The sequence below is a fragment of the Paenibacillus sp. FSL K6-2524 genome (genome assembly GCF_038005525.1).
Taxonomy (GTDB): domain Bacteria; phylum Bacillota; class Bacilli; order Paenibacillales; family Paenibacillaceae; genus Fontibacillus; species Fontibacillus anaericanus.
This window is the reverse complement of the sequence record NZ_JBBOSP010000001.1, coordinates 2,119,620-2,138,141: the sequence shown is the minus strand read 5'-3', so window position 1 is coordinate 2,138,141 and position 18,522 is coordinate 2,119,620. Positions and strand designations below refer to the sequence as shown.

The following is an 18,522-nucleotide window of genomic DNA, read 5'->3' as shown; positions in this document are numbered from 1 at the left end:
AGTTATTGAAACACCTTTTCTTTTAAGGATGCTAGCTTCTCGGCTGAGGCTTTCTCCACACCTTCATGCAAACTATTCCCATGCGAGTCCATCGTTACGATCGCGGCAAAACCGTCAACCTCTAGATGCCACATCGCTTCAGGAATTCCAAACTCCATAAAATCAACACCATTCACTTGCTTGATGCACTCTGCATAATATTGTGCTGCTCCACCAATCGCATTTAAATAAACGCCACCATGTTCTTGTAGTGCAGCAAGGGTTTTGGAGCCCATACCACCTTTACCAATTACAGCGCGAATACCAAACTTTTTAATAATATCACCTTGGTAAGGTTCCTCTCGTATGCTAGTGGTCGGTCCCGCTGCCTTAACATGCCAGCCTGCTTCATCCTTAAGCATCACTGGGCCGCAGTGATATATTACAGCTCCATTCAGATCTACTGGAGAGTCATGATCCATCAAATACTTATGAAGAGCATCACGACCTGTATGCATTTCACCTTTGATTACAACGACATCACCTACACGAAGATTACGAATGTCTTCTTCACTCACTGGAGTTTGTAGTACGATTTCGCGACTAGTCGGTTCATCAGTTGTATCATTCGTGTTTCCAGCATCATTCTTGCCTTGCTGCTCCATCGCCACATCGGATCCACTTTCGTACAGCCATTTCATGATTTCTCCACTTGTTGCATTAATCTCGGCCCCTTGACGGCGGAACGCCCAGCAGTTATAGGCCACAGACACAAAGAAGCTTGCTGGAAGTCGATTTGCAGCACCGATCTTACAACCAAGCAACGTCACTTCTCCACCAAATCCCATAGTACCAATCCCAAGCTTGTTAGCATGCTCCATCGTATATTGCTCCAGCTGATTCAATTCAGCAATGGGATTCACATCGTCCACTGTACGAAACAGCTGTTGCTTAGCAAGTTCGTATCCTGTCGTACGATCTCCGCCTATACCAACTCCGATAAATCCAGCGCTACATCCCTGACCCTGTGCCTGATATACCGCATGCAAAATACATTTACGAATTCCATCCAAATCACGTCCTGCACGGCCTAACCCTTCTAGTTCAGTTGGAAGACTGTATTGGATATTCTTATTCTCGCAGCCTCCACCTTTCAGTATAAGTCGCACATCTATATAGTCGCTCTCCCACTGCTCAAAATGAATAACGGGTGTCCCAGGCCCCAAATTGTCGCCACTATTCTCCCCTGTAAGTGAATCCACTGAATTGGGACGTAGTTTTCCTTCCTTGGTTGCTCTCTGGATCGCTGAGTGGATATTTCGTTTCATTTTTATCTGATTCACACCAACTGGTGTATGTACAATAAAAGTTAGCATCCCTGTATCCTGACAAATCGGTGAAATTTGCTCCTCGGCCATACCTATATTGCGAGAGATCGTAGATAGTGCGAGACCCGCACGTGTGGCTTGATTCTCAATAACCATCCCCCGATTCAACGCCCGACGCACATCCCCTGGCAAATTTGTCGAAGTTTCCACAATCAATTGATATACACTCTCTTCAAACTTGTGCAACATCCTAGGATCCCCTCTCTTGTCGATACTGTTTATTAGATTTATAATAACATAATACAATTTAACAGGCTGACAATTTCTATACAAAATTTAACCAATATAAAGCGAGGTTTATCACTGATGAGCTATCACTTTTCCGCTTATATGTACCGGCTTCGCTCCATTAAACGTTGGAGCCTCATGCGTAACACAAAGACCGAGAATGTCGCTGAGCATTCCTATCACGTTGCTTTACTAACTCATCTACTCTGCGAAATTGGAAATAGTATATTCAGTCGCCAATTAAATTCAGAACGCGCAGCAACTCTTGCCCTATTCCATGATGCGACTGAAGTGTTTACTGGCGATATTCCTACACCCGTGAAGCATCATAATCCTCGTCTATTATCTAATTTCAGAGAAATGGAAGATATCGCTGCAGAACGATTACTTTCGATGGTTCCTTCAGAATTGAAGTCTACGTATGACCACTTATTGTCTCCTGGTAAAGACAACGGTGAAATCAGCGACAAAGAACTCATGATCTATGTCAAAGCTGCCGATAGCCTTGATGCTTACCTCAAATGTGCCTGGGAACTAACTGCCGGCAATCGAGAGTTTGCTGTGGCCAAGGATCAAATACAAGAGAAACTTAAGCAGCTTGCGTTGCCGGAAGTTCATTATTTCCTAGAGCATTTTGCACCCAGTTTCGAAATGACATTAGATGAGTTATCGTAACGAAAATAGATGCTTACTTATTCTTATGTAGCAAACACCCTATCTCCGATTTTACTGGGATAGGGTGTTTGTTATTGTATCCGACGCCAATGAAATTAGATTTAGCCGTTAGCCATTTACAATTTCACCACCATTAACGTGGATAACTTGCCCGCTAATATATGAAGAATCGTCAGAACCGAGGAATACATAGGCAGGTGCCACTTCCTCAGGCTGACCCGGGCGCTGCATCGGGGTATCTCCACCAAATGTCGCAACCTGCTGCTCATCGAATGTAGAAGGAATAAGCGGCGTCCAAATTGGTCCTGGAGCTACGGCATTCACACGGATGCCTTTTTTACCGACGATATTCATAGACAATGCGCGAGTAAAGCTAACAATCGCTCCTTTGGTAGATGAATAATCAATCAGCGTAGGATTTCCTTTATAAGCGGTAACTGAGGCCGTATTAATGATGGAACTTCCCTTTTTCAGATGCGGCATAGCTGCTTGGGTCAGATAGAACATTGAAAAAATGTTAGTTCGAAACGTTTTCTCTAATTGTTGGGCCGTGATATCTGTAATATCCTGCTGCGGATGTTGTTCTGCGGCATTGTTAATCAGAATATCCAAGCCTCCGAGCTTCTCAACCGTTTGACTCACGGCTTGTCCTGCGAAGGCTTCATCACCGATATCTCCAGGGATCAAAAGACACTTACGTCCCTCCTGTTCAACCTCTTGTTTCGTTATCTTCGCATCCTCATGTTCATTAAGATATACGATGGAAACATCTGCACCTTCCTTCGCATAAGCAACTGCCACTGCTCTCCCTATACCACTATCTCCACCCGTAATAAGCGCTACTTTGTTCTGCAACCTTCCCCCAGCGTGATGAGAACGCTCGTATTCTGGTTTAGGGCTCATCTCCTCCTCAATTCCTGGTTGTTGATTTTGATGCTGTGGTGGCATTGTTTGTTTATTACTTGGTTGATTTCCAGACATCCCACATGCTCCTTTCTCATCTTGAAGTAATTGTGTATTGGTTAGTTGATGCAACTTGCTTATCCAATATAGAATTACCCACTTAGCGGAGCTTATGCCACATGATTTGTCTACATTATGTTATAGCCGGTCAAAAAAAAGAAATCGCTCTCTGGGCAGCCTACTGAAAATACCAGTAACGGTCCCATTGAGCGATTTCTCGATGCTACAACTAGCTTTGAAGAATAACAATCCCCTAGCTGATTTAGATAATTGAGCTATAAACCATGAGGAAAACAATCAACAGAACACCAAGTGAAAGAGCAGTGCTTAACGTGGTAAGCTTACCAGCATATGCAGTAATGCTCTTCTTCTGACGAATTCCTTCAAGAGCAAGTCGAAGTGGTTTGCCCATAATTCCACCCAGTGCAGCAATCGCCAAAAATAGAACCACAACGACGATCATCCAAGCAACTGAATATTCCCCTTTACTGATCATATATCCACCCGTAAGAAGTTGGATCACCAATCCATATTGAGCATAACGATTCAGCGATTTAACCGCCGATACAGTTCCTTCTTGTGCCGCAAGAGATAACTTACTAACTGTGCCAAGCACAAAAGGTAGCACCAAATAAAATCCAAGTGCTAACGTTCCAACGATATGCAGAAACAACATAACCTTATACATAAATTCCCTCGCTCCTTAATGTCAATTAGATATATCATACTCTATTATAACTATTAACCGAAATAAAGAAAAGAAAACCTCCCAAAATGGGAGGTTTAAATTTAGCAATGCTCTTATAGCAAATAAGTGAAAGTACTATCTAACTTCTTAGCCCTTCACCACAGAGATAACCTGACGTACAGAATCCGCTGACTTATCAAGTGCACTCTTCTCCTCGACCGTCAGTTCCAACTCAAAGATCTTCTCGATTCCATCACCACCAAGAATGACTGGAACTCCAAGGAACAAACCATCAAAACCATACTCGCCTTCCAATAAGGCAATGACAGGAATGATTCGCTTCTTATCCTTGAGAATGGTTTCTGTCATTTGCACTAGTGAAGCCGCTGGAGCATAGTAGGCACTGCCATTACCAAGTAAGTTAACAATCTCACCGCCGCCAACGCGTGTGCGTTGAACAATCGCTTCAATTCGTTCTGCAGAGATAAGCGTATCAATCGGGATACCGCCAACACTTGAATACCGAACGAGCGGTACCATGTCATCTCCATGTCCACCAAGCACAAACCCACGTACATCTTCCACAGAAACATTAAGTTCCTGTGCGATAAATGTACAGTAACGAGCCGTGTCTAGCACACCGGATTGACCGATAACACGATTTTTCGGAAAACCCAAGCTCTTAAAGGCAGCAAACGTCATAGCGTCTACCGGGTTACTCAAAATGATAACTATAGAATTCGGACAATATTTCTTCACGTTCTCACAAACGGAAGTAATAATCCCCGCATTCGTATGGACGAGATCATCACGACTCATCCCTGGCTTCCGAGCAATTCCTGCTGTAATAATGACAATATCGGAATCCGCAGCATCCTCGTAAGAAGAAGAACCTACTATCTTACTGTCAAAGCCCTGAACTGGGCTCGCTTCCAGCATATCAAGCGCTTTACCCTTTGTAGGATTCTCCAATTGCGGAATATCAAGTAACACAATGTCACCGAGTTCTTTTTGTGCAAGCATCAGAGCCGTTGTTGCTCCCGTAAATCCTGCACCGACAACCGTTATTTTCTTACGAGAAATTGCCATTTTGGTCAGGACCCCTTACATATTATTGATGACTTGGTCTGCAAACTCAGAACATTTAACTTCAGTAGCACCATCCATCAGTCGGGCAAAATCATACGTAACCGTCTTGTTATTGATTGACGTTTCCAAACCTTTATAAATAAGGTCTGCAGCTTCCTGCCAACCGAGATGTTCAAACATCATTACGCCGGACAGAATGACAGACCCCGGATTTACCACATCGAGATCAGCATATTTCGGCGCCGTACCGTGAGTTGCTTCAAATATAGCATGACCAGTGACATAGTTAATGTTTGCTCCTGGAGCAATACCGATTCCACCAACCTGAGCTGCCAAAGCATCGGAGAGGTAATCTCCGTTCAAGTTCAACGTTGCAATCACGTCGAAGTCAGTCGGACGGGTTAATACTTGTTGCAATGCAATGTCAGCAATCGCATCCTTAATCAGAATTTTACCTTCATCAAGCGCCGCTTTTTGTGCCGCATTTGCAGCATCAACTCCGGATTCTTCCTTGATCAGATCATATTGCGCCCAAGTGAACACTTTATCGCCAAATTCCGCTTCAGCTACTTCATAACCCCAGTTCTTAAAGGCACCTTCCGTGAACTTCATGATGTTTCCTTTATGGACAAGCGTCACAGTCTTCCGTTCATGATCAATTGCATATTGTACCGCTGCCCGAACGAGGCGTTTGGAACCTTCTTCTGATACCGGTTTGATACCGATACCCGACGTTTCTGGGAAGCGGATATTTTTCACGCCCATTTCATTCTGTAAGAATGCGAGCACTTTTTTGACTTCATCGGAACCTTCTTTATATTCGATCCCCGCATAAATGTCTTCTGTATTTTCGCGGAAAATTACCATATCTACAAGTTCCGGACGTTTCACTGGAGAAGGTACCCCATCGAAATAACGCACAGGACGAAGACATACATACAAATCAAGTTCTTGACGCAATGCTACGTTCAGTGAACGAATTCCACCACCAATTGGTGTTGTAAGTGGTCCTTTAATGCCTACGATAAACTCACGGATTGCTGTCAGCGTATCGCCTGGTAGCCACTCTCCGTATGTATTGTAAGCTTTCTCTCCAGCAAAAACTTCATACCAAGCTATCTTTTTCTCGCCGTTATAAGCTTTCTCTACAGCAGCATCCAGCACACGCTTAGATGCTTTCCAAATATCGCGCCCTGTACCATCACCTTCGATAAAAGGGATAACCGGGTTATTTGGTACCAACAACTTGCCGTCCTGTATTTGAATCTTTTCACCCTCGGTAGGAAGGTTAAACTTTTCTAATTTCAACATTGATATATTTTCCTCCTTGTATAGTTAGTTAAAACACGTACGATCTTCATTCTAACATAGAATACGTTCCTGTTTCCGCTCGAACTCTCTATCTCAATTCAATTGGAATGTAATGTTGGTTGTTAAGTCCCGTATAGTCAGCGCGTGGACGAATAATCCGATTGTCATCTAGCTGCTCCAGAATATGTGCTGTCCACCCGGATAGACGGCTGATTGCAAAGATCGGCGTGAACAAATCCCGCGGAATCCCCAGTTGTGTATAGACAGATGCAGAATAGAAATCTACATTCGGCTTAAGTCCCTTTTGTCCGGTAACAATCTCTTCCACTTTGATCGAAATATCATACAAAGTCGAGTTGCCCTTTAACAAACTAAGCTCATAGGACATCTTCTGTAAATGTTTAGCACGTGGATCCCCATTCTTATAGATACGGTGACCAAAACCCATAATTTTTTCCTTATTATTAAGCTTAGCTTGAATATATGACTCCGTTTGGTCCAATGTGCCAATTTCACTCAACATTTGGCTGACAGCTTCGTTAGCTCCCCCATGTAATGGACCCTTCAATGTGCCAATAGCAGAAGTAACACCAGAATAAATATCCGAAAGAGTAGCGATCGTGACACGTGCCGAGAATGTAGAAGCATTAAGTTCATGGTCGGCATGTAGCACCAACGCCTGATCCAGAGCGCTAACCGCGACTTCATCAGGTTCTTCTCCCGATAACATGTAGAGGAAATTATGAGCAATAGATACACCTTTTAGTGGAGCTATTGGTTCTTTACCCTCCCTGATACGGGCATACGCTGCAATAAGCGTCGGAATTTGAGATTGTAACTTGATCGATTTCTTCTGGTTGCTTTCCCGTGAATTATCATTTACCGAATCATCATACAAAGCAAGAGCCGAAACAGTCGTCCGCAGTACAGACATCGTGTTTGCATCTTTAGGGTACAACTTCATTTGGTCTAAAAGTGGCTGAGGTACCGCAGCATATTCGCTGAGTTGATCCTGTAGGGTCAACAATTGAGATTTCGTAGGCAATTTGCCATACCAAAGCAAATAAGCGGTTTCCTCATAACTAGCATTCTCCGCCAATTCGTCGATATTAATTCCGCGGTAAGCAAGTACGCCATCGTTAATGGAACTAATCGAGGAAGTCGCTGCCACAATGCCTTCGAGGCCTTTAGTAGCTGTCATAGTACATCTCTCCTTTATAAAGCGAATTTGAGCAATAGGCTCATGTAAACATTTCCAATTTGAAAGTTTAAAATTTTCGTAGTTAGATAAAAACCATCTGAATAGCGCGAATCTAAGCCATTTACATCCTTCTAAATCATCATACTGGATTTCAAGAGGCAAGGGAACATCCTAGAGTCCCACTCCATATATCAAATTGTTTTATCGCAATCATAAATTAATTTTGTAAACGATTTCAGAAGCACAATGATTTTTGTCACAACGAGTCGTTAATTGTGTGATGAAACGCCGACAGTTGTATATTGTGTGTCGATCTATCAATTCTAGCGATTCTCGGAATACTAATCTAAGACGAATAATATGGTATTAGAGAAGAGAGGCATGTACCACGAAGGAGAATAACGTATGGATAACGTAATTGCCAAACGAGTGCTACGAGGTACTTGGGTATGCATAGTCCTAATAGCAATATTTTTTTCTATATATTGGTTAACCCCACTGGTGTACCCCTTCCTCATCGCCTGGTTAATCGCATATGCCATGAATCCGTTTGTCCACTGGTTGCGTACTGCATTCAAGCTACCCAAGTGGCTCTCTGTCCTTATTGGACTCATGATCTATTGGGGAGCTGCAGCAATCGTTCTCACGGCAGCAATCACTCGGCTTCTTCAAGAGTTGATTCACTTAGCGGAGACGTTGGATGTACATCTTGCGGAATGGAGAAAATGGTTTATAGATTGGAGCCAGAGTGACGGAATACAAAAGATCATTCGCGAAATCAACACCTTCGTGGCCAACAATCCCGGATACAGCACCACAATCACCAAAAATATCGATAATACCGCCGCCACGATAGGTTCTGCCGTATCACGAATAGTGACCGTTTTGTTAAGTGGCATCATAAATCTGATCGCTTCATTACCAGGTCTCGGGGTTATTGTTAGTGTGATTCTTCTTGCTACATTTTTTATTAGCAACAATTGGGATAAGAACATGACCATTTTGAGGGGCATTATTCCAGCACCCTTTCGTCAAACTTCCGGGGAAGTGTGGAGGGATTTACAAAAAGCCTTTTTTGGCTATCTCCGTGCACAATTTATATTGATTTCTATAACTGCCAGTATCGTATTCATCGGGCTGTTAATCCTACACGTCGACTCCCCCTTCACTTACGCCATACTTATCGGGGCGGTCGACTTACTACCTTACCTAGGTGTCGGTACAATTATGGCCCCCTGGCTACTTTATGCCTTTATGACAGGGGACATACAACTCGGAATAGGGTTGTCGATTCTGTATGGTATCATTTTGGTTGCAAGGCAATTAATTGAACCTAAAATCTTAGCAAGCAACGTCGGGATCGAGCCACTACCCACACTCATCTCGATGTTCGTTGGAATGAAATTATTTGGAGTCCTCGGTCTTATTATTGGCCCGGTATCCTTAGTCGTCTTTGGCGCGATTTCCCGCGCAGGAGTACTTCACGATCTAAGAAATTACATACTCAGCGGTAGACTGAGATGAACATTATTTTTTAGCGTCGGAAATACGTAATAGATCCATCCTTCATTTTCTTACTAATCCACTTCATCAATGGTAAGCGATATAACGGACGCGTCAACGGAAACACCATCGTGAATCCAATGATATCTGTAAAGAAACCTGGCAAGAGCAATAGTAGCCCTCCAGCAAAAACACAAATCCCATCCAGCATTGTTCTACCTGGAATTTGTCCACCATTCATTTGAGCCTTGGCATCAACTAACACTTTGCGCCCCTCGAATTGCATCATTAATCCCCCAATGACCGAGGTGGCCAAAGTAAGAAATATCGTCTTTCCAATACCCAACCTTTCTGCAACCTCTACATAAGCCCAGAATTCAACAGTGGGAACCAGAATAATTAATAAGATCATCCATTTACGCATAATTCAACTCCTTTATAAGTAATGCTTCCTACTCATAGAAGTATTTTAACGCTTCGCCCTGGTTTAATCAAAATTTACTCGCCTCTTCGAAGGCAGCATACCATTCTGGGAATACTTTTTTGAACTGTACGGGCTTGAAATCTTCTTTCCTCACGACATAGTGAGAAGAAGTTCCCTCCACACGCACTATACCGTTCCCATCCACAACTTCATACCCATAAACCGTCTTGACACCACCATTTTCCCTTATCCATGTCCTGAGAAGCACACGATCCCCATAGGTTATCCCACGCTTATATTCCACCTTCATCTCATGAACGGGTGAAATATACCCTGCTTGCTCCATATCAAAATATTCAAACCCAAGATCCTGGCACAATTTAGTCCGCCCCATTTCAAACCATCCGAGATAATTGGCATGATAAATGATCCCCATCATATCAAATTCAGAATATTTAGGTAGAATGGTTAGTTCGCTAACAAACATAATACTTGCAACTCCTCCCAATTGAGATCCCTATTTTATTTTGCAAAAAAAGCAATGGATTCCGTTGCCGGCTCCCCATTGCTCCTTCTGAATTGTCGTTTCCGACTATTATTTATTTCAACAATGAATTATTTGACTGAATTACTATTTGCGAACTTGACCAATTTTGATCAGGTTAGTCGAACCAGAACGTCCAAGTGGAATTCCTGCTGTGATTACAACAAGATCGCCTTCTTTAACGATACCGGAATCAAGACCGCCCTTCATCGCTTTATCGAACATTTCATCCGTAGAGGAAGCAACATTACCCTTAACAGGTGTAACGCCCCAGTTCAATGCAAGACGACGCATAGTTTGATCTTCTGTTGTTACAGCAATAATCGGAGCTTTAGGACGGTATTTAGATACCATACGAGCTGTATAACCTGTTTCTGTGGAAGTAATGATTGCCTTAGCATTCAACTCCAAAGCAGAATTGGCTACCGATTGGCTGATCGCTTCAGTAACAGTTGTTTGTTGTGCATTACTTTGTTTAATGAAGATTTCACGATATTCCAAAGCAGATTCTGCTTTCTCAGCGATACGAGACATAGTCAGAACTGATTCAACTGGATATTTACCTGCAGCTGTTTCCCCAGACAACATAATTGCGTCTGTACCGTCGAAAATGGCATTAGCCACGTCACTCGCTTCAGCGCGTGTAGGTCTAGGATTACGTTGCATGGAATCCAACATTTGTGTAGCTGTAATAACCGGTTTACCTACAAGATTACATTTAGCAATCATTTGTTTTTGCGCCAATGGCACATCTTCAGCAGGAATTTCTACACCAAGGTCACCACGAGCTACCATCAATCCATCGGATACTTCCAAAATTTCATCCAAATTGTCAACACCTTGTTGGTTTTCAATTTTGGAGATGATTTGGATATTTGCTGCATTGTGGCGCTCTAGCAATTGACGAATTTCAAGAACGTCACTAGCTTTGCGTACGAAGGATGCGGCAATGAAATCGACGCCTTGCTCGACCCCAAAGACGATATCGTTAGCATCTTTCTCTGTGATACCCGGAAGGGAGATATCCACACCTGGAACGTTAACGCCCTTCTTACTCTTGATCGTACCACCGTTGACAATACGGCATTTGATCTCCGTACCTTGAATATCAACAACAGTAAGACCAATTAATCCGTCGTCAATAAGAATAGTCGAGCCGACTTCTACATCTCCTGGAAGATCTGTGTACGTAATGGAGATGCGATCTTTGTCGCCGAGAATTTCCTCGGTCGTCAGAGTGATAAACTCATCCTGCACTAGCTCAATCGGCTCTTCTTTAAGTTTGCCTGTGCGGATTTCAGGACCTTTCGTGTCCAACAGTATGGCGATTGATTTCCCCAGTTCTGCACTCGCTTCACGGATTGTTTTGATACGAGCACCATGCTCCTCAAAGTCACCATGTGAGAAATTTAGACGAGCGACATTCATTCCGGCCATAATAAGCTTCTTGATGTTTTCTAACGACTCGCTAGAAGGACCGATTGTACATACGATTTTTGTTTTGCGCATTTGGGTTTCCTCCGTTTTATTAGTTCTCTCTATTATCACCTTTACCAACAACTAAATTTACTATAGTTCGTTCGATTTGTATAGGATATTCGTCATATTCTTCTCAAATAATGCAATCTTACTATTCATTACCCACTAAAGGCGATTCTATAATAGTTACTTCTTCTTTTTCTTCCTTTTTGTGGTGGTTTATTTTGCCGCCTTCGGAAAATTGTCCAATCTTACGGAATTTCCGATAACGATCTTCGACAAGCTCGTCCGGACCAAGAAGTGCTAGTTCTTCAAAATGATGAAGCAGAGCATTCTTGATTGCCGAAGCAGTAGCTTCATAATCTCGATGGGCTCCTCCACGTGGTTCAGGAATAATCCCTTCAATAACTTCCATTTCAAGAAGATCTTGAGCGGTAATCTTCATCGCTTCTGCAGCTTGATCTGCTTTGGAAGCATCCTTCCACAAAATGGAGGCAGCACCGTTAGGTGAAATTACAGAGTAAATGGCATTTTCTAGCATCAGAACGCGATTGCCCACGCCTAACGCAAGAGCTCCACCACTCCCCCCTTCACCAATGACAACACAAATGACAGGCACACGAAGCTTCGCCATACCAATTAAATTGCGGGCAATCGCTTCCGAGATCCCTCTCTCTTCAGCGGTAATACCCGGATAGGCTCCCTTTGTATCGATAAACGTCACAATCGGACGTCCAAACTTTTCAGCTTGCTGCATGAGTCGCATCGATTTGCGGAAACCCTCGGGATGTGCGCTTCCAAAGAAACGTGCAATATTATCTTTGGTGTCTTTGCCACGTTGCTGTCCCAATACCGTAACTGGTATATCGTTCAGTTTGGCTATTCCACCAACGATAGCCTTATCATCCCCGAACAAACGGTCACCATGCAATTCGACGAAATCATTAAATATTAGTTGAATCAGATCTAGCGAAGTAGGGCGTTGATGAAGTCTGGCCACATGCATCTTCTGTGAGGGCGAAATATTGGTGTATATCTCTTCCTCAAGTTGACGGTAACGTTCTTCCAACCGCGCAATTTCATCGCCGAAATCGATTTCCTTCTCGCTACCAAACTGCTCAAGTTCTTGAATCTTCTCACGCAGCTTAACTAGTGGGCTCTCAAAAGGTAATTCCCCAGCCACTTAGACTCCTCCCTTCCCACCGTGCAAATCAAGCAGTTTGGAAAGCATTGCTCTCATCTCTTTACGGTGGACGACCAGATCAAGCTGGCCATGCTCTAGATTGAATTCCGCTGTCTGGAAGTCGTCAGGAAGCTTCTGGCGAATGGTTTGCTCAATAACAATTCTTCCGGCAAAACCGAATACCGCTCCAGGCTCAGCTATAATAATGTCTCCAAGCATAGCAAAGCTGGCCGATACGCCTCCTGTTGTTGGATCCGTAATGACCGAAATATATAGCCCACCTGCTTCATGGAGTCGTGACAGTGCCGCACTAGTCTTAGCCATCTGCATTAGACTGAGAATACTCTCCTGCATCCGTGCACCACCAGAGGTGGAGAAGATAATTAACGGAAGAGACTTCTCAATTGCAGCTTCGATGGCTCGTGTAATTTTCTCACCCACAACTGAACCCATGCTACCTGTGAAGAAATCAAAGCTCATAATGGCAACAACTGCTTCAAATCCACCGATGCTTCCTTGCCCAGTAATGACGGCTTCACGTAGACCCGATTTCAGAGTCTGCTGTTCCAGCTTGCTGGCATATCCAGGAAATGTAAGCGGGTCCACCGAGACCAAATCTTCATCATATTCGACAAAGGTGCCCTCATCCACAGTGAACTTAATTCTGTCCATGGCGTTTAACCGCATATGATATCCACATGAAGGACAGACCTTTAAATTTTTCTCCAGTTCTTTACTATATTGAATGCTGCCGCAGTTGCCGCACTTATTCATCAAACCTTCTGGAACTTCACGCTTTGGACGATCTTGCGATTGCGAACTATCATTGCTTCCTAGGCGCTCTGAAGGAATGGTCGCGTATTTCCTCTTCTTCTGAAACAAATCTTTAAACACAACTACACCTCTTCAGCCGTAAATTTATTGGCTACATCTACAGTCAAGGATCTATTGTTCGATGATTTGCCTACTCCTTCCTCAGGGATGAAGGATTAAATTTAATACTTCTTGAACTTCCTCAAGTTCTCCTGAAGGAACTAAAATCTCAAACTGCTGTTTTGATAAATTGACGGGACGTGTTTGGACAAGAAAGCCTTCTTCTGTGAGTCTCATTTTAATCATATCTGTAATTTTCGCGGTAGGCGCAATATAAATGACTGTCCACATGTCCTTTCCTAAGCCCCCTTACCTTTACTTCTGAGCCCGTTTACCCGTTTAATAGAATAATGATAACATAATTTTCAAATTTCCCGCAACAAATACCAAAGGCCGGATTTCCCGGCCTTCATCCGATGACCAGCCCGTGCTTCAAACTTGCTTTGGGGATTGATAATCGTTAGCCTTCGGACTCTTGTGAGCGATCCGTGCCGAGGCTGCGGCGGCAAGCCCCGCCACCAAATCATCTAGAAACACATGGATCTGCTCTCCCATATCATTCAACCTACCAATAATTTCAGGCTTAACCTTGTCCAAGTAGCCGAAGCTAGTTAGCCCGATCATGCCGAATACACTTGTGATTCCGAGCGCCATCGTCTCATCTACTCCATAAAGTGGTTCGTCTGCCTCCATAATGGCCTGCAATGGCTCAGGAAGCAACTTCTTCTCTGCTAATTCATCTAGAGCAATTCCCGTAAATAAAGTGTACTGCACCTCACGCTTGTGCAACACGGCCTTAACACTGTCCAGACATTCTTCCAACGTTAGTTCCGAATTATATACAATTTGTAGTGAATGTACTATTTCCGCAATATCTCCAAGTTTAACACCTCTACGAAGCAACTGGGCTTCCGCAATTTCAAATGACATGATTATCCCTCCGCATTCTCGTCAGAATTCTGCAATAGTCCATTTTCAACTTCCACCAGAATAATGATTTCGGACTTTGTCCTATCGTGTTCCTAAGTGTATGCGCGAGGTTCCCAAAATGTTCATTAAAAAGTCCGAACTCCGATTAATTATCGAAGAACGGACCTAATTTTTTATCTATTTTACTTTTACGGTATCTGGACCCAGCATGTCCTCCATTTGACTGAACAATTCAGGTGACGGCTTAATGCTATAACGCTCATTCAAAGCGAGCAGCTTGCCGGTGCTTTCGTAGAAGAGCACGGTCCCCATAGGACCCTGATGGAGCGCAAGTAGCGCCTTCAGCTTCTCAAGCAGGGCCGCATTCTCCTTCGCGGCCGCAATCTTAATGAAGACGCGCTGTGCCTGCGTCTTCCGCTCGTGCCTGCCCTGCTGCTGCGTAGACGGCGGTACGCTCACCGCGTCTCCCCCACCGGTCCCTTCGGTCGCGGGGGACGGCTCATTGCCTGCTATTGCAGGGGGCAGCGCTGTGTCCTCGCCCTTGCGCGCCTTCGTTGCAGCAGACGTTGGCGGCTTGCCAGCACCGTTGCCCCCTCGCGCTGGCCCCCGCGCAGGGCCACGAGCAGCAGCAGCGCGCTGCAATTGCGTGAGATTCTGCGCGTCCAGTGCCACCACCTCATCAGCCAGCAGCTTGAAGCCCTCGTCTTGCTGCTGGACCGTGGCACGAAGTGCGAGCAACGCCCCTTTGCCAATCAACGCTGAGCAGCGCCGCCATACTTCAGGGAATAGCACGACTTCGCAGCGTTCAATCTGGTCTTCAAGCTCCATAAAGGCCATGGCTTTTCCTTGCTTGGTCATAATAGTCTTTACCGTAACGACCATACCAGCGACGATTTTACGGCTCTCATCCGGCGCTTCTGCAAGCTCCATTAATCGATCAATTCCTTCTTGATCAAGCAAATCATCATAATCATCGAGCGGGTGGCCCGACAGGTACAACCCCAAGAGCTCACGTTCCAGATCCAATTGCTGACCTACAGAGAAACTTGGAATATTCGGATATTGGATGTCCCAGTTAGGTGTTTCCACAAAATCAAATAATTGGATCTGTAAATCATCCCTTTCCTTACGCCATTTCAGAGCCGCATCAACACTTTCATCGAGCATTGCGAGCAATTGTGCACGGTGTCCTGGCAAAGAATCGAATGCACCAGCTTGAATGAGTGATTCAATCACTCGCTTATTACATGCGCGTAAATCGACACGGCGGCAGAAATCAAGCAGACTATCAAAAGGTCTTTCAAGACGCTCATGCAGAATACTTTCCATTGCCTGTGTCCCCACATTTTTGATTGCTGCAAGACCGAAGCGAATCACTCCGAGGGTAGTTCCAGTTGAAGAAACACCTACCGTAGCGGGCTCTTCATCCGGTTCTTCCATCCCATTCTTACCCTTAATTTCAACATCTGCGCTCGCTACGTTATCATTCATATGCTGCACCTGAGGTGTAAATAACACGCCACTTTCATTAACATCTGGTGGCATTACCGTTATCCCCATTCGACGGCATTCGAGAATATATTCTGCAACTTTGCGATGATTGCCCATTACAGCCGTAAGCATCGAGGCCATAAAATGTACGGGGTAATGTGCCTTTAAATAAGCAGTCTGAAACGCAAGAACACCATAAGCGGCGGCATGAGCACGTGGAAATCCATAATTGGCAAATTTGACAATCATATCGTACACTACATTCGCCTCGTCCTCGGTATAACCCTGAACCTTACTTCCGGCTACAAAATGACTACGTTGTTCGTCCAACACTTCCCGCTTCTTCTTCGATACCGCACGTCTTAGCAGGTCGGCTTCGCCGAGCGAGAAGCCAGCCATCCTAGATGCAATTTGCATGATTTGCTCTTGATACACGATAATACCGTGTGTGTCTTTGAGAATCGGTTGCAGATCCGGATGAGGATAATCCACAGTAATCTCTCCATGTTTACCCGCAATATATTTCGGAATAAATTCCATTGGACCCGGACGATATAATGCTAGAACAGAGATAATATCTTCGAACTCTGATGGTTTCAAATCACGCAATACACGCCGCATCCCCGCAGACTCCAATTGGAATACTCCGGTCGTCTCCCCGCGTCCTAGCATAGCGTAAGTTAGCTCATCATCATCTGGGATTAACTTAAAGTCAGGTACACTTCCTAGTTCCTCTCCGATCCAAGACATACACCGTTCTATGATAGATAGGGTACGTAGACCAAGAAAGTCCATCTTAAGTAGACCTATTGCTTCTAGGTTCTCCATGGAGTATTGCGTAAGCGCCGTTCCTTCGCTCCCCGTTTGTAGAGGTACGACATCAGTCAATGGATCACGTGAAATCACGACACCTGCAGCATGTGTAGACGCATGTCGTGGCATGCCCTCCACCTTCATAGCCATATCAAGTAATACTTTGATCCGTGCCTGACCATCATACAGAGCCTTCAGGTCTGTACTCTCTTTCAATGCACGTTGTATCGTCATCCCTAGATTACCCGGGATAAGCTTCGCTACCTTGTCCACTTCACCGAACGGAACATTAAGTGCTCGTCCAACATCACGAACCGCAGCCCGAGCTGCCATCGTACCAAACGTAATTATTTGTGCTACATGTTCTGATCCGTATTTTTCCGATACATAAGCGATGACTTCATCTCGTCGTTCATCACTAAAGTCGATATCAATATCGGGCATCGTAATCCGTTCTGGGTTCAAGAAACGTTCAAACAACAGCGCATACTTCATTGGATCAACATCCGTTATCTTCAGGACATAAGCGACTATGCTCCCCGCTGAAGACCCCCGCCCAGGTCCTGTAGCTATGCCACCACGATGCGCAAAGGCAATGAAATCCCACACGATTAGAAAATAATCAGAGAACCCCATATTGCGGATGACTTCCAATTCATAATTCAAACGCTGCCGAAGCTTGCTCTGTTCCTCATCATCCTTCCATGCTTCGAGATGACTATATCGATCTGAAAGTCCCTTCTCACAAAGTGCGGCCAAATAAGACTCCGCGTTCATCTCATCAGGGATCGGAGAATAAGCAGGGAGAATGTGACGACCAAATTCTAGCTCTAAATTACATTTATCTGCGATGAGTCCACTATTCACAATGGCTTCGGGAATATGAGGAAACAAAGCCGCCATCTCGGCTCCTGTTTTAAAATACAATTGGTTCGTCGTCATCTTGAACCGGTCCTCATCGTCCACCGTTTTGCCTGTTCCGATGCAAATAAGTACATCTTGAACCTCGGCATCTTCTCTGCCGAGATAATGAACATCATTTGTAGCAACAAGGGAAATTCCTGTTTCCAGGGACAATTTCACGAGTTCAGGGTTCACTCGTTTCTGTTCCGGGATACTGTGATCCTGTAACTCCAAATAGAAATCATCACCAAAAACTGCTTGATAGCGCAAGGCCGCTTTCTTTGCTTCCTCATATCGGCCATGCAACAAATGCTGCGGGACTTCTCCGCCAAGACAGGCGCTCAGACAAATAAGCCCTTCACTATGACGCTCCAGTGCATCCCAGTCAATCCGAGGTTTGTAATGGAATCCTTCCAAATGCCCAATCGAACAGAGTCTCATGAGATTACGGTAACCGGTTTCGTCCTTGGCAAGTAGAATCAAATGATGAATTGGCTGATCCTTACGGCTGCCTCGTTCCTTACGAGACCCCGAGGTAAAATACACTTCGCATCCAATAATCGGCTTAATGCCGTTGGCTTTACATAATTTATAAAAAGGAACCGCCCCGTACATCACCCCGTGATCCGTCAACGCTAGCGCCTTCATGCCAGAGTCAACAGCTTTCTTCACGAGATCTTCAAGCCGGGCGGCGCCATCCAGCAGGCTATATTCGCTGTGCACGTGCAGATGAACAAAGCCGTCCATAAGTTCCATTCCTTTCGGGAAAATAAATCTATATTATCTATAAAATATTTTATCATACATAGCTCAAATGCGCCCATAGAATAGGTAGTAGGACCGGACAAGCGAAACTT

General features: G+C 44.5%; 16 protein-coding genes. 2 read left to right on the top strand and 14 right to left on the bottom strand.

Annotated elements, in window-relative coordinates; genetic code table 11:
* Positions 1-2 precede the first annotated feature (2 nt).
* Positions 3-1,556: a fumarate hydratase gene (locus NST85_RS09425; protein ID WP_425464342.1), complete on the bottom strand. Its 1,554-nt coding sequence runs from the start codon at positions 1,554-1,556 to the stop codon at positions 3-5.
* A gap of 117 nt (positions 1,557-1,673) precedes the next feature.
* Between NST85_RS09425 and yfbR the strand changes: the two genes are divergently transcribed.
* On the top strand, positions 1,674-2,270 hold the full coding sequence (yfbR, locus tag NST85_RS09420) for a 5'-deoxynucleotidase (protein ID WP_127192606.1): 597 nt from the start codon (positions 1,674-1,676) through the stop codon (positions 2,268-2,270).
* Between the two features lie 108 nt (positions 2,271-2,378).
* Here yfbR and NST85_RS09415 read toward each other — a convergent pair whose 3' ends face one another.
* The 5 genes from NST85_RS09415 to NST85_RS09395 all read right to left on the bottom strand — a co-directional run bounded on the left by NST85_RS09415 (position 2,379) and on the right by NST85_RS09395 (position 7,522).
* On the bottom strand, positions 2,379-3,251 hold the full coding sequence (locus tag NST85_RS09415; RefSeq protein WP_127192605.1) for an SDR family oxidoreductase: 873 nt from the start codon (positions 3,249-3,251) through the stop codon (positions 2,379-2,381).
* Positions 3,252-3,495: 244 nt separating this feature from the next.
* Entirely contained in the window at positions 3,496-3,921 is a 426-nt protein-coding gene (locus NST85_RS09410) for a hypothetical protein (protein ID WP_127192604.1), read from the bottom strand.
* A gap of 147 nt (positions 3,922-4,068) precedes the next feature.
* Complete coding sequence (gene mdh / locus NST85_RS09405) at positions 4,069-5,010, bottom strand: malate dehydrogenase (RefSeq protein ID WP_127192603.1); 942 nt, start codon at positions 5,008-5,010, stop codon at positions 4,069-4,071.
* Positions 5,011-5,025: 15 nt separating this feature from the next.
* Entirely contained in the window at positions 5,026-6,321 is a 1,296-nt protein-coding gene (icd, locus tag NST85_RS09400; RefSeq protein WP_127192602.1) for an NADP-dependent isocitrate dehydrogenase, read from the bottom strand.
* 88 nt (positions 6,322-6,409) lie between these two features.
* Positions 6,410-7,522, bottom strand: coding sequence for a citrate/2-methylcitrate synthase (locus NST85_RS09395; RefSeq protein WP_341189129.1), 1,113 nt, complete (start codon positions 7,520-7,522; stop codon positions 6,410-6,412).
* A gap of 405 nt (positions 7,523-7,927) precedes the next feature.
* Between NST85_RS09395 and ytvI the strand changes: the two genes are divergently transcribed.
* Positions 7,928-9,046: a sporulation integral membrane protein YtvI gene (ytvI, locus tag NST85_RS09390; protein WP_127192600.1), complete on the top strand. Its 1,119-nt coding sequence runs from the start codon at positions 7,928-7,930 to the stop codon at positions 9,044-9,046.
* Positions 9,047-9,056: 10 nt separating this feature from the next.
* Here the strand turns inward: ytvI and NST85_RS09385 are convergent, their stop codons facing one another.
* The 8 genes from NST85_RS09385 to NST85_RS09350 form a co-directional block, all read right to left on the bottom strand.
* Positions 9,057-9,449 carry an FxsA family protein gene (locus NST85_RS09385; RefSeq protein WP_127192599.1) on the bottom strand — a complete coding sequence of 131 codons (393 nt, stop codon included), beginning with the start codon at positions 9,447-9,449 and terminating at the stop codon, positions 9,057-9,059.
* Positions 9,450-9,516: 67 nt separating this feature from the next.
* The gene (locus NST85_RS09380) at positions 9,517-9,936 is read right to left on the bottom strand and encodes an acyl-CoA thioesterase (protein ID WP_127192598.1); all 420 of its coding nucleotides are present in this window, start codon (positions 9,934-9,936) and stop codon (positions 9,517-9,519) included.
* A 144-nt stretch (positions 9,937-10,080) separates the two neighbouring features.
* The gene (gene pyk / locus NST85_RS09375; protein ID WP_127192597.1) at positions 10,081-11,502 is read right to left on the bottom strand and encodes a pyruvate kinase; all 1,422 of its coding nucleotides are present in this window, start codon (positions 11,500-11,502) and stop codon (positions 10,081-10,083) included.
* A 121-nt stretch (positions 11,503-11,623) separates the two neighbouring features.
* Entirely contained in the window at positions 11,624-12,655 is a 1,032-nt protein-coding gene (locus NST85_RS09370; protein ID WP_307393868.1) for an acetyl-CoA carboxylase carboxyltransferase subunit alpha, read from the bottom strand.
* Positions 12,656-13,549 (bottom strand): acetyl-CoA carboxylase, carboxyltransferase subunit beta, encoded by an 894-nt coding sequence (gene accD, locus NST85_RS09365; protein WP_127192595.1) that lies wholly within the window; start codon positions 13,547-13,549, stop codon positions 12,656-12,658.
* An 81-nt stretch (positions 13,550-13,630) separates the two neighbouring features.
* Complete coding sequence (locus NST85_RS09360; RefSeq protein WP_127192594.1) at positions 13,631-13,819, bottom strand: glutamate decarboxylase; 189 nt, start codon at positions 13,817-13,819, stop codon at positions 13,631-13,633.
* Between the two features lie 141 nt (positions 13,820-13,960).
* A complete protein-coding gene (locus NST85_RS09355; RefSeq protein ID WP_127192593.1) occupies positions 13,961-14,458 on the bottom strand; it encodes a phosphatidylglycerophosphatase A family protein in 498 nt (165 codons plus the stop codon).
* A 177-nt stretch (positions 14,459-14,635) separates the two neighbouring features.
* Positions 14,636-18,412 (bottom strand): DNA polymerase III subunit alpha, encoded by a 3,777-nt coding sequence (locus tag NST85_RS09350; protein WP_341189128.1) that lies wholly within the window; start codon positions 18,410-18,412, stop codon positions 14,636-14,638.
* Between the last annotated feature and the right edge of the window lie 110 nt (positions 18,413-18,522).

What these genes read in the sequence shown, in the direction of transcription:
- NST85_RS09355 (WP_127192593.1), bottom strand. Translation starts at nt 14,458, where the DNA reads ATGTCATTTGAAATTGCGGAAGCCCAGTTGCTTCGTAGAGGTGTTAAA.
- mdh (WP_127192603.1), bottom strand. Translation starts at nt 5,010, where the DNA reads ATGGCAATTTCTCGTAAGAAAATAACGGTTGTCGGTGCAGGATTTACG.
- icd (WP_127192602.1), bottom strand. Translation starts at nt 6,321, where the DNA reads ATGTTGAAATTAGAAAAGTTTAACCTTCCTACCGAGGGTGAAAAGATT.
- NST85_RS09415 (WP_127192605.1), bottom strand. Translation starts at nt 3,251, where the DNA reads ATGTCTGGAAATCAACCAAGTAATAAACAAACAATGCCACCACAGCAT.
- NST85_RS09425 (WP_425464342.1), bottom strand. Translation starts at nt 1,556, where the DNA reads ATGTTGCACAAGTTTGAAGAGAGTGTATATCAATTGATTGTGGAAACT.
- pyk (WP_127192597.1), bottom strand. Translation starts at nt 11,502, where the DNA reads ATGCGCAAAACAAAAATCGTATGTACAATCGGTCCTTCTAGCGAGTCG.
- NST85_RS09380 (WP_127192598.1), bottom strand. Translation starts at nt 9,936, where the DNA reads ATGTTTGTTAGCGAACTAACCATTCTACCTAAATATTCTGAATTTGAT.
- ytvI (WP_127192600.1), top strand. Translation starts at nt 7,928, where the DNA reads ATGGATAACGTAATTGCCAAACGAGTGCTACGAGGTACTTGGGTATGC.
- NST85_RS09410 (WP_127192604.1), bottom strand. Translation starts at nt 3,921, where the DNA reads ATGTATAAGGTTATGTTGTTTCTGCATATCGTTGGAACGTTAGCACTT.
- yfbR (WP_127192606.1), top strand. Translation starts at nt 1,674, where the DNA reads ATGAGCTATCACTTTTCCGCTTATATGTACCGGCTTCGCTCCATTAAA.
- NST85_RS09360 (WP_127192594.1), bottom strand. Translation starts at nt 13,819, where the DNA reads ATGTGGACAGTCATTTATATTGCGCCTACCGCGAAAATTACAGATATG.
- NST85_RS09385 (WP_127192599.1), bottom strand. Translation starts at nt 9,449, where the DNA reads ATGCGTAAATGGATGATCTTATTAATTATTCTGGTTCCCACTGTTGAA.
- NST85_RS09395 (WP_341189129.1), bottom strand. Translation starts at nt 7,522, where the DNA reads ATGACAGCTACTAAAGGCCTCGAAGGCATTGTGGCAGCGACTTCCTCG.
- NST85_RS09350 (WP_341189128.1), bottom strand. Translation starts at nt 18,412, where the DNA reads ATGGACGGCTTTGTTCATCTGCACGTGCACAGCGAATATAGCCTGCTG.